Source organism: Pseudomonas sp. NPDC012596 (assembly GCF_042902325.1).
GTDB lineage: Bacteria > Pseudomonadota > Gammaproteobacteria > Pseudomonadales > Pseudomonadaceae > Aquipseudomonas.
The window spans coordinates 132,905-146,585 of record NZ_JBIBEB010000017.1; the positions used below are offsets into that span (position 1 = coordinate 132,905).

The 13,681-nt window shown below is 62.3% G+C and carries 14 protein-coding genes; 6 read left to right on the top strand and 8 right to left on the bottom strand.

Going from position 1 to position 13,681, the window contains the following annotated elements:
- Window positions 1-86 precede the first annotated feature (86 nt).
- The 4 genes from ACFY68_RS20120 to ACFY68_RS20135 all read right to left on the bottom strand — a co-directional run bounded on the left by ACFY68_RS20120 (window position 87) and on the right by ACFY68_RS20135 (window position 3,622).
- On the bottom strand, window positions 87-545 hold the full coding sequence (locus ACFY68_RS20120) for a hypothetical protein (protein ID WP_387530849.1): 459 nt from the start codon (window positions 543-545) through the stop codon (window positions 87-89).
- Window positions 538-1,896: a primase-helicase family protein gene (locus ACFY68_RS20125; RefSeq protein WP_387530851.1), complete on the bottom strand. Its 1,359-nt coding sequence runs from the start codon at window positions 1,894-1,896 to the stop codon at window positions 538-540. The genes ACFY68_RS20120 and ACFY68_RS20125 overlap by 8 nt, the downstream gene beginning before the upstream one ends.
- Before the next feature lie 228 nt (window positions 1,897-2,124).
- Window positions 2,125-2,412 (bottom strand): helix-turn-helix transcriptional regulator, encoded by a 288-nt coding sequence (locus ACFY68_RS20130; protein ID WP_387530853.1) that lies wholly within the window; start codon window positions 2,410-2,412, stop codon window positions 2,125-2,127.
- A gap of 190 nt (window positions 2,413-2,602) precedes the next feature.
- Window positions 2,603-3,622: a LacI family DNA-binding transcriptional regulator gene (locus ACFY68_RS20135; RefSeq protein ID WP_387530856.1), complete on the bottom strand. Its 1,020-nt coding sequence runs from the start codon at window positions 3,620-3,622 to the stop codon at window positions 2,603-2,605.
- A 206-nt stretch (window positions 3,623-3,828) separates the two neighbouring features.
- Here ACFY68_RS20135 and ACFY68_RS20140 point away from each other — a divergent pair, with 206 nt between their 5' ends.
- The 3 genes from ACFY68_RS20140 to ACFY68_RS20150 all read left to right on the top strand — a co-directional run bounded on the left by ACFY68_RS20140 (window position 3,829) and on the right by ACFY68_RS20150 (window position 6,223).
- Window positions 3,829-4,368, top strand: coding sequence for a gluconokinase (locus tag ACFY68_RS20140; protein WP_346614297.1), 540 nt, complete (start codon window positions 3,829-3,831; stop codon window positions 4,366-4,368).
- A 112-nt stretch (window positions 4,369-4,480) separates the two neighbouring features.
- Window positions 4,481-5,833: a GntP family permease gene (locus ACFY68_RS20145; RefSeq protein ID WP_387530858.1), complete on the top strand. Its 1,353-nt coding sequence runs from the start codon at window positions 4,481-4,483 to the stop codon at window positions 5,831-5,833.
- Between the two features lie 87 nt (window positions 5,834-5,920).
- Entirely contained in the window at window positions 5,921-6,223 is a 303-nt protein-coding gene (locus tag ACFY68_RS20150) for a hypothetical protein (protein ID WP_387530885.1), read from the top strand.
- 64 nt (window positions 6,224-6,287) lie between these two features.
- Here the strand turns inward: ACFY68_RS20150 and ACFY68_RS20155 are convergent, their stop codons facing one another.
- From ACFY68_RS20155 to ACFY68_RS20170, 4 genes are all read right to left on the bottom strand, one after another.
- The gene (locus ACFY68_RS20155; RefSeq protein WP_346614299.1) at window positions 6,288-7,712 is read right to left on the bottom strand and encodes a sigma-54 dependent transcriptional regulator; all 1,425 of its coding nucleotides are present in this window, start codon (window positions 7,710-7,712) and stop codon (window positions 6,288-6,290) included.
- A complete protein-coding gene (locus ACFY68_RS20160) occupies window positions 7,681-9,177 on the bottom strand; it encodes a sensor histidine kinase (protein WP_387530861.1) in 1,497 nt (498 codons plus the stop codon). The genes ACFY68_RS20155 and ACFY68_RS20160 overlap by 32 nt, the downstream gene beginning before the upstream one ends.
- A gap of 283 nt (window positions 9,178-9,460) precedes the next feature.
- Entirely contained in the window at window positions 9,461-10,921 is a 1,461-nt protein-coding gene (locus ACFY68_RS20165) for a sensor histidine kinase (RefSeq protein WP_387530864.1), read from the bottom strand.
- Between the two features lie 98 nt (window positions 10,922-11,019).
- Window positions 11,020-11,613: a transglycosylase SLT domain-containing protein gene (locus ACFY68_RS20170; protein ID WP_346614302.1), complete on the bottom strand. Its 594-nt coding sequence runs from the start codon at window positions 11,611-11,613 to the stop codon at window positions 11,020-11,022.
- A gap of 192 nt (window positions 11,614-11,805) precedes the next feature.
- Here ACFY68_RS20170 and gspG point away from each other — a divergent pair, with 192 nt between their 5' ends.
- The 3 genes from gspG to ACFY68_RS20185 all read left to right on the top strand — a co-directional run.
- Entirely contained in the window at window positions 11,806-12,231 is a 426-nt protein-coding gene (gene gspG / locus ACFY68_RS20175; RefSeq protein ID WP_346614303.1) for a type II secretion system major pseudopilin GspG, read from the top strand.
- An 11-nt stretch (window positions 12,232-12,242) separates the two neighbouring features.
- The gene (locus ACFY68_RS20180; protein WP_387530869.1) at window positions 12,243-13,433 is read left to right on the top strand and encodes a type II secretion system F family protein; all 1,191 of its coding nucleotides are present in this window, start codon (window positions 12,243-12,245) and stop codon (window positions 13,431-13,433) included.
- 18 nt (window positions 13,434-13,451) lie between these two features.
- Window positions 13,452-13,681: hypothetical protein (locus tag ACFY68_RS20185; RefSeq protein ID WP_387530872.1), on the top strand; the 230-nt coding region annotated here is incomplete at its 3' end.

Consider the following 13,681-nt stretch of genomic DNA (forward strand, 5'->3'; position numbering starts at 1 on the left):
CAAGTGGATCCTTCTGTAGTCCGGATCCTCCATTAATTTGGGCAGAACGCTACTACAGTCAGGGAGGCTTGGCTACGCCCGCGCAGCTATGCAGCGTGACCTCGCTCCAGCGCTTCCCACAGGGCGGTCAGCACATCGGCGGTACCAAGGTGCTCTGGTAGCTTGCCAGTGACCCGTTGCGCTCGACTGATCGCCGAGTCGAGCCATTCCAGCTGGATATCGACAGGCTGCGGGCACAGGGTCTGCTCCAGCCAACGGTGGTCGTTCGGACCAGTCACGTCCAATTGAATGCCAAAGAGATGGCGCAGGCCCAGTTGGTGCTTGAGCTGGCGCAGCTTTGCACAGGCTTGAGCTAACTGATCTGCGCCACCTTGTAGATCGGCTAATACCCTTCGTGCTTCGGAGGCATACCGTTGCGCTCGCACAGACGAGTCGCAAAGCCCAAGTATGTTCTTGGCCAGTCTGATTTTGCAGATGTTAGATGCGCCCCTATAGCGCATCGCGGCCATCATACTTTCCAAGTGGCGTGCGATATCGTCATTCATGATCGGCACCCTCAGTGTCTGGTACAGGGGATGTTGCTTTGCCATCCAAGTAGGCTTTCCAGTCCTTGAGTCGGACGCCGGCCCATCGATCATGCCGACGCCAGCACCATGCGTTATTCTCCGCTGCGGTTCCCGAGCCAATCTTGACTGCGCGCAGCGCCTCCAGTGCCTTGGGCAATGTCTTGTTGTTCACAGCCATACCCTTCAGCAACGAATTGCCATACAAGGTGGACAGCTGCGCGCACAGGTGCATCGTGCGACCAATGTCCTTGTCGAATGGCGGCAGGCATTCCTCAATCAATCCGTCCAGCACAGTAGTGAGGCCGTTCCGAGCTTCCTTCTGGACGGTCAGCGCTGCAATGGTCTGTGGTGCTGGAGCGTATGGGTTCCAACCTGCCGGGAACTGCCAAGTGCGCAGCAGGTTGGCCACAATGCCCGCGCCTGGCCCATCTATCCATTCGACCAGATCATCGTAGTAGCCGGGTTCAAGCGGCGGATTGACGGTCATCAGCACAGCGATACGACGGTCGTTCTGCATCAGCGGCAGCGCGTCGATGTTGTTGGTGGTGATGATGTAGTGGGCGATGTTCTTGACTTCTCGGGCTGCCCGGCCCTTGCCTTCGAACTGGGTTTCTGGCTCACTCACCTGGGTCTTGAAGTCTTCGTACCCATCGGCCCGGTCGGAGCGTGCCAGCTCGTTGATGAAGATGATGCGCTTGTGCTCGATGGCATCCATGAAATTGGACTGAAAGCGCTTGCCTGATACCCCGGACACCAGCGGTTTGCCGAACACCTTGCAAAGTAGTTTCTGCACAAGGTTCTTGCCCACGCCGCCGAACTGGCTGTAGAGCATGATGGCTACAGGGATCTTGGTATCGGGGAACTGGTAGAGCTGTGCCAGCCAGTTCAGGAAGTACATGACGCCGATCTGGTCGCCGTCGCTGATGCTCATCAGGTGGTTAATGAACGGTGCTACGTCCTCCTTGGCGGCGTCATAGTTCGGTATGGCCATGGTTTTGCGCAGGGTGTACCAGCGGTTGTACACCTCCGGCACGCCTTCGTGCTCTGGCGTAGATGTTGGCTCCATGACGACAGTGTCAACCACACGCCGACTGTTATCGTCCCACTTCCACCAGATATCCCCAGCGGACGCCCGGTCCACCTCCGTGCCTACCTCGTTGATAAAAGACACGTTGCCGTAGTGTTTATTACAGAACAGGACGAAGCTTTCTCTGCTCAGTTTGGTGCCTGTCTCGATGCGGTAAGCCAGTGGTGCCGAGGCCCCAGTGAACATGACGAAATCTTGGGAGATTTGTTTCAGCAGCTCCCGAGACTCATTGTCTATGGTCACAGCCTTCTTGCCATTCTCGGCGCCTACTTGCCTAGCACCAGTTTTGGGGCGCCCCTGTTGAATTGGTGTCGCAGACTGTGCGGACGCGGGTGGATTTGTGCCAAAGCCAACGGTGCTTAGCCCGGCGAAGTAAGCACTTGCAGTGCTGGCGCTGCTCGATATACTGGAAATCATAATGTAATCCCCTCCGCCCCGGCAGGCTCGTACCCTGTGCGGGGTTTTCTTTTTTCAGGCTGGCTGTACACGGCCATATACTGCATCGCGTTCCGCGATCCGGTCTGCCAGCCAGGCGTCCACCTCAGTTTTGACAAACATGCGTTTGCCTGAGGCGCCGTTAGCGCGAGGCGGCCCGACCATCAGAGGCCCCGGAAACCCCATGGCGATGTACTTGTACATGGTGGTATCAGACGACGCGCCGACTAGGCGTTTGCCCTCTTCCCAAGGAATGAGGACGGGTGGGGTTTGCAAAGTGTTTTTTGGGTTGCTCATCTCGGACACTCCCAGGGTGATATGCATGGGGGTTCGTGAGATGGCATGTTAAAGTGGGAGTACCGCGTTAGAGAGGCCGCCTTTGCTTGTGCCTCACTCGCGATGAAAGTCGAACATGGCGCCGGGGTCCTTTGTGCGCGGGGTTTCCTGAGCATAGATCGGCGCCGAAAGCGTGCAAGCAAACTGATATCACTTAGTCATTAGTGACAAAGAAAAGTCAGGAGCTCTCGCGCACCATCAATTCAAACCCAAGGTCTTGCTGCTCGGTGGACACGCGCTTGCCGTCGAGCAAGGCCAGCAACGCGTGTGCCGCGCCCCGACCAACGGCAGCCCGTGGCGTACGGATCGAGGTCAGGCGCGGCACCATGTGCGCTGATGCCGGCAAATCATTGAAACCGACCATCGCCACCTGGCGTGGCACCTCGATCCCCTGCCGTAACGCCTGCAGCACCGCGCCCTGGGCCAGGTCGTCGTTGCAGAAGAAAATGCCGTCCACATCCGGCGCCTGCGCCAGCAGTTGGCTGAACAACTCGCTGCCCAGTGCGATGGACGAGGGCTGCGGCGAGAGGATTTCAAGTTCGGTCGCGGCCAAGCCTGCCTCGGCCAAAGCCTGACGGAAGCCTTCGGCCCGTTGCATCACGCGCGGGTCGAGTTGCGCGGCGATAAACGCCAGGCGCCGCCGGCCACGCTCGAGTAAGTGCTGCGCCGCCGCGCGGCCGGCCTGCTGCTGGGAAAAGCCGACCGACAACGCACCCGCCTCGCCGCCCAGCTCCATCATGTGCACGCAGGGCACGCGGCTGGCCGTCAGCATTTGCCGCGAAGCCTCGCTGCGGTCGAAGCCGGTCAGCAGCATGCCGCACGGCTGGTACGCCAGGTAGTTGCGGATCAGGTTTTCTTCTTCGTCGATATCGTAGTGATAGTTGCCGATCAGTACTTCGAGCCCGCGGGGGCGCATGACATCGTGGATGGCCTCCAGGGTGTCGATGAACAGCTGGTTGGACAGCGACGGTATCAGCACCACCACCGACTGGCTACGTGCAGAAGCCAACGCCCTGGCGGCCGGGTTGGCGACATAGCCCAGGCTGGCTGCAGCGGCCAGCACCTTTTCCACCAATTCCGGGGCAACGGTGCTGACGCCGCGCAGCGCGCGGGAGGCGGTAATCGGGGAAACCCCGGAAAGCCTGGCGACTTCTGCCAGGGTGGGACGGCCGGTAGTGCGGGAGCCTGATCGGGACATGAATGTTGTAATTTTACTACTTGCATGGGAGGGGAACGGCCACTAAGGTAGCGCTGTCTCAGGACGCAGGCAATGTAATCTTTGGTGGTGGCCGCTACACGCCTTCTGCCAAGCGTCCATACTGCGTAACGACAAGATCAATAACACCGGGGAGTAGCCTTTCGTCCACGACGAGACAGCGCTACCTCGCCCCGCAGGAGGTACTGATGAATTCTCCCCTGTCCGCCATTGTGGTGATGGGCGTGGCCGGTTGCGGCAAAAGCTGCGTCGGTGCTGCCATTGCCGCCAGAAGCGGCGGCCGCCTGATCGAAGGCGACGCGTTTCACCCTGCCGAAAACATCAAGAAGATGAGTGCTGGCACCCCCCTCAACGACGACGACCGAGCCGGCTGGCTGGTGCGCCTCGGCCAGGAGCTGCAGGCCACGGTCAAGGATGGCGAGCGCCCGATCCTCACCTGTTCGGCCCTCAAGCGCCGTTATCGCGACACCCTGCGCGAGGCAATGCCGGGGCTGGTGTTCGTGTTCCTCGAGCTTACCCCTGCCGAAGCTGAAAAGCGCGTGCTCGCACGCCCTGGCCACTTCATGCCGGCAAGCCTGATCGACAGCCAGTTCGCCGCCCTCGAGTCCCCCCATGGCGAGCCGTTGACGCTGCCATTGGATGCCACGTTGCCCATCGAAGCGCTGGCCGAGTCGGTAGACGCCTGGCTAAAGCCCTGCGGTGAGCGGAACCTGGCGCGGACCGCCTGACCTGGCGGTTTATCCGGCTCACCAAAGACAGCGCTGTCTCGACGCCCTGAAACGGCGAAAGTTCAATTAAAAGCAACGCCAAAAACAACGATAAGACCGAGGCCTTAAAACCATGTTCGGACTGGCTACAGATACCTACCTGCTGCTCGACGCCCTGGTAACCATCATCGGGCTGATCCTGCTGATCACCCATTTCAAAGTCCACCCCTTCGTTGCCCTGACCATTGCTGCGGGCTTTCTCGGCCTGACGTCCGGCATGCCAGTGGCCAAGGTCATGAAATCGTTCCAGGACGGTTTTGGTGGCGTGCTCGGCTTCGTCGGCATCGTCCTCGCGCTGGGCACCATGCTTGGCAAGCTGATGGCCGACTCCGGCGGCGCCGACCAGATCGCGCAAACCCTGATCCGCGCCTTCGGCAAGAAGAACGTGCACTGGGCGATGATGTTCGCCGCGTTTCTGGTGGGCATCCCGCTGTTCTTCGAAATCGGCTTCGTGCTGTTGATTCCGCTGGTGTTCATCGTCGCCCGGCGCTCCGGGGTATCTCTGATCAAGATCGGTATCCCGCTGCTGGCAGGGCTTTCCGTGGTTCACGGCCTGGTGCCGCCGCACCCAGGCCCGCTGCTGGCGATCGGCATCTTCAAGGCCGACATCGGCAAGACCATCTTCTACGGCCTGCTGGTGGCGCTGCCTACGGCGATTATTGCCGGCCCACTGTTCGGTAACTTCATCTCCCGCTACATCCCCGGCAACCCGTCGCAGGAACTGATGGACCAGATTGCCAAGGAGTCCGATCAGAGCAACCTGCCGAGCTTCACCATCACCCTGGTCACAGTACTGCTGCCCGTGGCACTGATGCTGCTCAAGACCTTCGCTGACGTGGTGCTGCCAGCCGAACACATCGTGCGCCAGTGGATGGACCTGATCGGCCACCCGATCACCGCCCTGCTCGCTGCTTTGTTGCTGGCCTTCTACACCTTCGGCTCGGCGCGTGGCTTCACCCGCCAGCAGATCATGAAGATGCTCGACCAGAGCCTGGCACCCACCGCAGCCATCGTGTTGATCGTCGGCGCTGGCGGTGGCTTCAAGCAGATGCTGGTGGACACCGGTGTCGGTAACGTGATCGGGCAGATGGCGGTGCAGGCGGAAATTTCGCCGATCATGCTGGCCTGGCTGGTGGCGGCGGTGATCCGTATTGCCACGGGCTCGGCGACGGTGGCGACCATCACCGGTGCAGGCATCGTCGCACCGGTGATCGACCTGGTACCCGGGGTCAACCGGGAACTGCTGGTGCTGGCCACCGGCGCTGGTTCGCTGATCCTGTCCCACGTCAACGATGCCGGTTTCTGGCTGGTGAAGCAGTACTTCAACATGACGGTGGCCGAAACCTTCAAGACCTGGAGCATGATGGAGACCATCCTGTCGGTGGTCGGCATCATTTTCATCATGGCGCTGTCGACGGTGGTGTGACCGCTGATCGGAGTAATGGCACCTTGGTGCGGCGGGTAGGGCCGAACAGACATACGTGCCCTACCCTCGCAAAGGAGCCTGCCCATGATGATCCGCACCAGCTTGTTGCTCGCCACCCTGCTCGCCGCCCCGCTGGCCCTGGCGGTTGGCACCGGCCCGACCTACCCGGACGACCCGCACAACCCGGCACCAAAACCGGGTGTCGACAGCACCCTCAACCCGATCGAAAAACCCATGCCGCGGGACACCGACCCGCGCATACAGGGCAATGACCCGGAAAGCCCGCCCGCCAGGCAGAATGACAACCGCGACCTGCCGGGTATGGATGGCACGGGCTCGGAGGGCACGGGTGGCCAGGGCGGTGCCGGCTCGGATGGTGGTCAGCGTTAGACCTCATCGGCCCCTTCGCGGGTTCACCCGCCAAGGGGCCGGACTAAACCCGACCGGATACCGCTCACCACTGACGTTTGTCAGGCCGGGTCAACCCCAGTTTTTCGATCTTGTAGCGCAGCATATCCCGCGAAAGGCCGAGCATCCGCGCCGATTTGGTGACGTTCCAATCGGTGCGATCGAGCGTCTTGCACACCAGGTCACGCTCCATGTCCGGCAAGCTGGTGCCAGGCTCCGGTTCATGCCGCGGCATTTCATACAGTGTGGCGGTGGGCTGGGCCAGCGGCTCGTCGACCAAGGTCAGGCACAGGTTGAGCTGATGCGCCTGCACCACTTCATTGGGCGCCAGCAACACGGTCTGCTCCAGCATGTTGCGTAGCTCACGCACATTACCCGGCCAGCTGTAACTTAGCATCAGTGCTTCGGCCTCGGCGCTGAAGCGCAGGTTCGGCTTGCCGTAGCGGCGCCCGTGGTGGGCCAGGAAATGCCGGGCCAGGATCAGAATGTCCTGCCCACGTGCGAACAGCCGAGGCACCTTCAGGGCAATGATGCGCAAGCGGAAGAACAGGTCTCGGCGGAACTTGCCCTGCTGCACCATCTGCTCGAGGTTGCAGTTGGTGGCGCTGATCACCCGCAGATCGACCTTGCGCTCCTTGACGGCGCCGATGCGGCGGATGCTGCGGTCTTCCAGCAGCTTCAGCAGCTTTGCCTGCAGCACCAGGTCCATCTCGCCGATCTCATCGAGGAACAGCGTGCCGCCATCGGCGGCCTCGACCAGCCCCACACGGCGCTCCTTGGCATCGGTGAAGGCGCCCTTTTCATGCCCGAACAGCTCAGCTTCCAGCAAGTTGGCGGGGATCGATGCGCAGTTGAACTCGATGAACGGCCCCTTGCTGCGCGACCCATCGAAATGCAAGGCACGGGCGACCAGCTCCTTGCCCGTGCCGGTTTCGCCTTCGACCAGCACTGGCGGCAGGTCGTCACTGGCCATGCGGCGCTCGGCATCGAGCACCTGGCGCAGCGTGTGCTTGAGCGTGAGCATCACCGGTGACTCGCCGATCAGGGCCTGCAGCCCCGACTTCTGCGCCTCGCGCTCCTGGTAGAACGACAGCGTGCGCTCCATGCGGTCGGTCGCCAGGGCCTTTTCCAGCGTCAGCTTGAGCTCAGCGAGCACCACGGGTTTGGTCAGGTAATGGAACGCGCCCTCCTTCATCGCTTGCACGGCATCCTCGACGTTGCCGTAGCCGGTCATCATGATCACCTTGAGCTCCGGCGCCTGCGCCACCAGGGTGCGCAACAGGTCGTGGCCGTTCATGCCGGGCAGCGAGTTGTCGGTGAGCACCGCGTCGGGCTGGATGCGCTTGATCTGCTCCAACGCAAGCTCTGCGCTGTTGCACACGGTCACCTCGAAGCCCTTGAGGCTCAGGTAGGTGCGAATGTTGTTGGCAAGGATTTCATCATCCTCGACTACCAGGATGCTGTGCTCCATGTTCCCCTCCCGCTGCAATATTGAAAGTGAGGCTGACGCGGGTTCCTTCCTCTTCGCGGCTGCTCAGGCTGACCGAGCCGCCGAACCGTTCCATGATGCGCTTGGCCAGCGCCAGGCCTACACCGAGGCCGCCCTGCTTGGTGGTGAAAAACGGCTTGAAGACCATCCGCTCCTGCTGCTTGGTCATGCCTTTGCCGGTGTCGCTGAGCAGCAAGTCGACCCACTGGCCATCCCGCACACTGACCTGAGCACGCAACTGGCCGCCGCTTGGCATGGCTTCGATGGCATTGGAAAACAGGCTGTTGAGAATCTGCGACAACTGCAGCGGCTGGCTGGCCACCCATTGCGCCTGCGGCCCCTCGAAGGTGAAGCGCACGCCGTTGCGCTCGATCTGCTGGGCAAAGGCCTGGCGGGTATCGTCAATGGCTGCCACCAGGTCCACGGCTTCGGCGATGTCGCTGGTGGGGCGCAGCGACACCAGCAGTTCGCGCACCCAGCGCGACATGCGGTCGACCTGGCTGATGATGTCGACAATGTTCTGCTGCGCCTGGGGGTTGGCGATTTCCTGGGCAAGCTCTGCACTGGAGCGAATATTGGCCAACGGGTTGCGCATGCTGTGCGCCACCGCCGAAGACATCTCGCCCAGGGCCACATAGGTTTCGCTGGCCACCAGGCGGTCCTGCTGGTGGCGCAGCATGGACGCAGCACGGCGCACGATCCAGAACAGGCCAAAGTAGATAAGTGCCCCGCCCAGCAAGGTCGAGGCCCAGATCAGCACGTAACCGCGCTGGATACGCCGGATCAGGTCCTGGGGCTCTTTGTAGATCTCGACCATCGCCATCACCTGCTCGCCCTGGCTGTCGAACAGGGGGACGTAGTTCTCGATGAACAGGTACTGCGGGGCGCGCTGGAACTTCTGCTCTTCGCGGTCTTCTTCGGCCTTGTGGTAACTGGCCGATACCGCCTTGCGCGAGCGGAATGCATGCTCCAGCTCGCCATCGGCCGCGATGCGCTTGCCGACCAGTGCCGGGTTGGTCGACCAGACGACGGTACGGTCGCGGGCATAGACGTTGGCCAGCAGCGTGTCGGGCAAGTGCTCGACATGGTCGAGAAATTCGACGCGGGTCGACTCGGCCAGCGCGGGGCTGACCTGCAGGTGTTGATGGTCCAGCCGTGGGTCGAGCAATTCGCCCATGGTGGTGCCGGGCGGCAGCTGCGAATGGCGCACCTCGGCCTGGGCCATGGCCTGGATGAACTGGGCGGTGAGCATGGCGTCGCGCTCCACGCTGTCACGCACCACGAAACGCGTCGAGACGTAACCCAGGCCGCCTGCCACCGAGGCAATGATCAGCAGGCTGATCACCGAAAACCAGCGCAGCAGGTTGAACTCGCGAAGCGGGGCAGCGAAGCCGCTGCCAGGCTGTGCCGGGGTCTTGTCGGGGAATTCGGTTTCCAGCGTCTGCATCGCTTCGTTCCCGCGCAAGATTGCGTTCAAGGTCGCACCCGTGGGCTTACCGTGCGTAGTTGATAGCACTTCGCCAGCCAGCCCGCAGCCTCCATTTGTCGCCTAGGTAGCGCTGCAAAAAACCAGCCATGGGTACCTGAAAATACAATATCTATATATATCAGCTGCTTATAGAACACTTCGAACCTGGATTCGAGAAACAGCCCCCACATTTGGGTCTTTATACCCCAAACATGTAATAAACCTTTTTAATCAATTGATTACACAGACTTCCTGATAACAATTATGAAGATAGAGCCAGTCTGAAGTTGAGGGAAACGCGCGTGCCATGCCCCACGCTGCTACTCAACCTCACCGACCCACCGAAGCGTTCCATGATGCGCCTCACCAGCACCAGCCCAACCCCCAACCCGCCTTGTTTGGTGGTGAAAAAGGGTCGGAATGCCATGCGTTGCTGGCGTTCATTCATGCCTCTGCCGGTGTCGGACAAGCGCAAGGTAACGCTGCGACGGTCCTGCTTGACCACCGCCACCCGCAGCCGGCCACCTTGCTCCATCGACTCCAGGGCGTTGTCGATCAGGCTGTTGAAAATCTGCCGCAGCAGTACCGGCTGGCCCAGCACCTGCACTGCGGGTAACGGTTGCAGGTCGACGGTCACGCCGCTGCGAGCCAGTGCTGCGGCAAAGGTCTGCAGGCTCTCCTGCAAGGCCTGGTGCAGGTCCACCGCGACCGCTTCATCGTTCAATGGCCGCAGCGACTGGAGCAGTTGGCGAATCCAGTGCGACATGCGGTCGACCTGGATGATGATTTCATCGATATTGCGCTGTGCGGGCCCCTCATCGAACACCTGGGCCAACTCGGCACTGGAGCGGATGCTCGCCAACGGGTTGCGCAGGCTGTGCGCCACGGCCGAGGACACCTCGCCCAGCGCCACATAGGTTTCGTTGCTGATCAGACGTTTCTGTTGCACCGCCATCAGCCGTGCGGCGCGGCGCATGATGCCGTAAAGGCCGATATAGACGAGCCCGGCACCCACGGTCATCGCCAGCCAGATACGCACCAGACCATGCTCGATACGCACGATCAGGTCGTGGGGCTCCTTGTAGATCTCCACCATGGCCGTGACCCGCTCGCCATCGGCGTCGAACAGCGGGATGTAATTTTCAATGAACAACTGCTCGGGTGGGGTCACGAATTTCTGCTCGGCGCGGGCCTGCTCGAAGGGGTGGTAACTGGCCGAGACCCGCTGCTTGTACTCGAAAGCCCGGTCGAGGTCGTCATCGCCATCGATCAGCTTGCCCATCAGCGCCGGGTTGCTCGACCAGATCACCGTGCGGTCAGGTGCATAGATATTGGCCAGGAGCATGTCCGGCAGGTGGGCGATATGGTCGAGAAATTCTCCACGGGCCTTGCGCCGCGCTTCAGGGTCCACGCCTGGCAAGGTGGAACGGTCAGTGCGTGGGTCCAGCAGCTCGCCCATGGTGCGCACGTTGGGGATCGACACATGGCGCACTTCTGCGTCGGCGATGGAGGTGATGAACTGGGCGGTAAGCAGCGCGTCGCGCTCGACACTTTCGTTGATGATGAAACGGCTTGAGATCAACCCAAGCCCGGCCGCCACCGAAACGATGATGGCCAGGCTCACCCAGGCGTACCAGCGCAGCAGGTTGAACGGTTTGCGCGAGGTGCCGGCTTCAGCGCCGGCAGGTGCCTCTGGCACCTCGGTACGGGGAGCGATGTCCATGGTGGCTTCCACTGCTGAGCACCTGTCAAAGGGTATAGCCCAGAGTTGGGGAAACCATGGCACTGATTTCCATCATGCCGATGCAAGGTGCCCTGCAGTCACAGTGGCGAATCGGCCGCCAGCCCCTGCAACTTGCGGTACTCGCGCAGCACGTTGGGCACATAACGCCGGGTTTCGGCGAACGGCGGCACCGCCCCCCGGCGCATTACTGCATCGGGGCCGGCATTGTAGGCGGCCACCGCCAGGGTGATGTCGTTGTCGAACAGCGTCAGCATGCGTTTGAGGTAGCGCGCGCCGCCCAGCACGTTGTCTTCAGGGTCCAGGGCATCTTCGACACCCATCTCCTTCGCCGTATCGGGCATCAGCTGCATCAGCCCCACCGCCCCCGCTGCCGAGCGCGCCTTGGGGTTGTAACCGGACTCGGCTTTGATCAGCGCATGCAGCAGCGCCTGCGGCACGTTGTGCTTGCGTGCCGCGGTGGCCACCAGGGCCGCGTACGGCCGACCAGTGATCAGCTGCGCATTGGCCGGGCCGGCCTGGGCAAGGGGTTCGCTGATCACCCGCTCATAGTGGCGCCCGGGCCGGTGGACGTTGGTCAGTACGTAGCCACCCTTGGCATCGATGGAAATGTACACGTCGGCCTGGGCGCTTGCCCCTGCCAGCCAGATCAGTCCCAGGATAATCCCACGCATGTCGGTCGCCTCCCCGCCGGTGCCCCCGATGTGGGGGAAATGCCCCGGAAAACCCGGGCTTTACGGGGATGACGCAAGCACTGTGCCGCTTGCCATGGCGCATGGCGCAAGGCCCCGAGGCAGACGTGCACGGCTGTTGCATGGAGCAGCCAAACCCTGGGCAAGCATGCCCCCATGCAGGAGGGCTTCACCATGCAGCGCACACCCAACCGCCAAACTGGCTTCACCCTGCTCGAGCTTCTGGTGGTACTGGTGGTGCTCGGCTTGCTGGCCGGCATCGTCGCACCCAAATACTTCAGCCAGCTCGGCCGCTCGGAGGCCAAGGTGGCCCGGGCGCAGATCGAAGGCCTGGGCAAGGCCCTGGACCTGTACCGCCTGGAAGTCGGCCACTACCCCAACAGCGAACAGGGCCTGCAGGCGCTGGTGGCTGCACCCAGCGGCGAGGCCCGCTGGTCTGGCCCTTACCTGCAGAAAGCGGTGCCGCAAGACCCATGGGGCCGGGCATACATCTACCGCCAGCCTGGCGAAAACGGCGGCGAGTACGACTTACTGTCGATGGGCAAGGACGGCCAGCCCGGCGGTGACGGTGAGAACGCCGAAATCAACAGTTGGCAATGAGGAGCACGGCCATGCGCTACAGCCTCAAGGCCCTGGGCAGACAGGGCGTGGTGCAATTGCAGATTGATGCCGAGGACGCTGAGCAGGCGCGCCGCCAGGTCGAGGGCCAAGGTTTGCGGGTAGTCAGCGTGCGCGGCCACGGCGGCGCCCTGCGCGGTATCGCCTGGCGCCGCCAGGCCGCGTTCGACCTGGTGTTGTTCAGCCAGGAACTGACCACGCTGCTGCACGCGGGCTTGCCGTTGATCGATGCCCTGGAAAGCCTGGCGGAAAAAGCCCCGCCCGGGGCCGCGCGCAAGGTTCTGGCTGCGCTGGTTCGCCAGCTGTACGAGGGCCGCTCGCTGTCCCAGGCGCTGGCCCAGCAGCCGCGCGTGTTCCCGCCGTTATACGTGGCACTGGTGCAGTCCAGTGAACGCACGGGCGCCTTGGGTGACGCCCTGCACCGCTATATCGGTTATCGCCAGCGGCTGGACCTGGTTCGGCAGAAGCTGGTGGGCGCCTCGGTGTACCCGATGCTGCTGCTGTTGGTCGGCGGTGGCGTGGTGCTGTTTCTGCTCGGCTATGTGGTGCCGCGTTTCAGCCTGGTGTTCGAGGGCATGGGCAGTGAACTGCCGTGGCTGTCACGCATGCTGATGCAGATCGGCATGTTCCTGCATGCCCATCAATTGCCGCTGGCCCTGGCCACGGCCGGCACCCTCGGTGCGCTGGTGCTGCTGCGTCGCAACCCGCTACTGCGGCGTTGGGTATCACGCCAGATACGGCGCATGCCGGCCTTGCATCAACGTTTGATGATGTATGAGCTGGCGCGCTTCTACCGTTCGCTTGGCATTCTGCTGCAGGGCGGCATTCCCATCCTTACGGCCATGGGCATGGCCCGCGGGCTGCTCGGCAGCGCCGCAGCGCAAGGTCTGGCGCAGGCCAGCCAACGGGTGGGGGAAGGCCTGCCGCTGTCGGAAGCACTGGAGGCCGGGCAGTTGGTGACCCCAGTATCGCTGCGGCTGCTGCGGGCGGGGGAGCAATCGGGGAACCTGGGGGAAATGCTCGAACGCTGCGCGGATTTTCATGACCAGGAAATCGGGCGCTGGGTGGAGTGGTTCGTGAAGCTGTTCGAACCGCTGCTGATGACCTTTATCGGCTTGCTGATCGGGGTGATCGTGATCTTGATGTACATGCCGATCTTCGAGCTGGCATCGAGTATTCATTGAAGGTCTGCGCGCCGGGGAATGTTTTTCGTTCTCAAGATCGAGCGCCGCGGCGCTTCGCGATGCGCTTGCCTTGGGATCTACAGCGCCCTTGAGATCGAGCGCCGCCCGCGCGGCGCATCGCGAAGCGCTTGCCTTGGGATCTTCAGCGCCTTTGAGATCGAGCGCCGCCCGCGCGGCGCTTCGCGAAGCGCTTGCCTTGGGATCTTCAGCGCCTTTGAGATCGAGCGCCGCCCGCGCGGCGCTTCGCG

Bases quoted from the DNA above. Each gene is read 5' to 3' on its own strand.
- ACFY68_RS20120 (WP_387530849.1), bottom strand. From the start codon at position 545: ATGAATGACGATATCGCACGCCACTTGGAAAGTATGATGGCCGCGATG.
- gspG (WP_346614303.1), top strand. From the start codon at position 11,806: ATGCAGCGCACACCCAACCGCCAAACTGGCTTCACCCTGCTCGAGCTT.
- ACFY68_RS20130 (WP_387530853.1), bottom strand. From the start codon at position 2,412: ATGCATATCACCCTGGGAGTGTCCGAGATGAGCAACCCAAAAAACACT.
- ACFY68_RS20145 (WP_387530858.1), top strand. From the start codon at position 4,481: ATGTTCGGACTGGCTACAGATACCTACCTGCTGCTCGACGCCCTGGTA.
- ACFY68_RS20160 (WP_387530861.1), bottom strand. From the start codon at position 9,177: ATGCAGACGCTGGAAACCGAATTCCCCGACAAGACCCCGGCACAGCCT.
- ACFY68_RS20140 (WP_346614297.1), top strand. From the start codon at position 3,829: ATGAATTCTCCCCTGTCCGCCATTGTGGTGATGGGCGTGGCCGGTTGC.
- ACFY68_RS20150 (WP_387530885.1), top strand. From the start codon at position 5,921: ATGATCCGCACCAGCTTGTTGCTCGCCACCCTGCTCGCCGCCCCGCTG.
- ACFY68_RS20155 (WP_346614299.1), bottom strand. From the start codon at position 7,712: ATGGAGCACAGCATCCTGGTAGTCGAGGATGATGAAATCCTTGCCAAC.
- ACFY68_RS20170 (WP_346614302.1), bottom strand. From the start codon at position 11,613: ATGCGTGGGATTATCCTGGGACTGATCTGGCTGGCAGGGGCAAGCGCC.
- ACFY68_RS20180 (WP_387530869.1), top strand. From the start codon at position 12,243: ATGCGCTACAGCCTCAAGGCCCTGGGCAGACAGGGCGTGGTGCAATTG.
- ACFY68_RS20165 (WP_387530864.1), bottom strand. From the start codon at position 10,921: ATGGACATCGCTCCCCGTACCGAGGTGCCAGAGGCACCTGCCGGCGCT.
- ACFY68_RS20135 (WP_387530856.1), bottom strand. From the start codon at position 3,622: ATGTCCCGATCAGGCTCCCGCACTACCGGCCGTCCCACCCTGGCAGAA.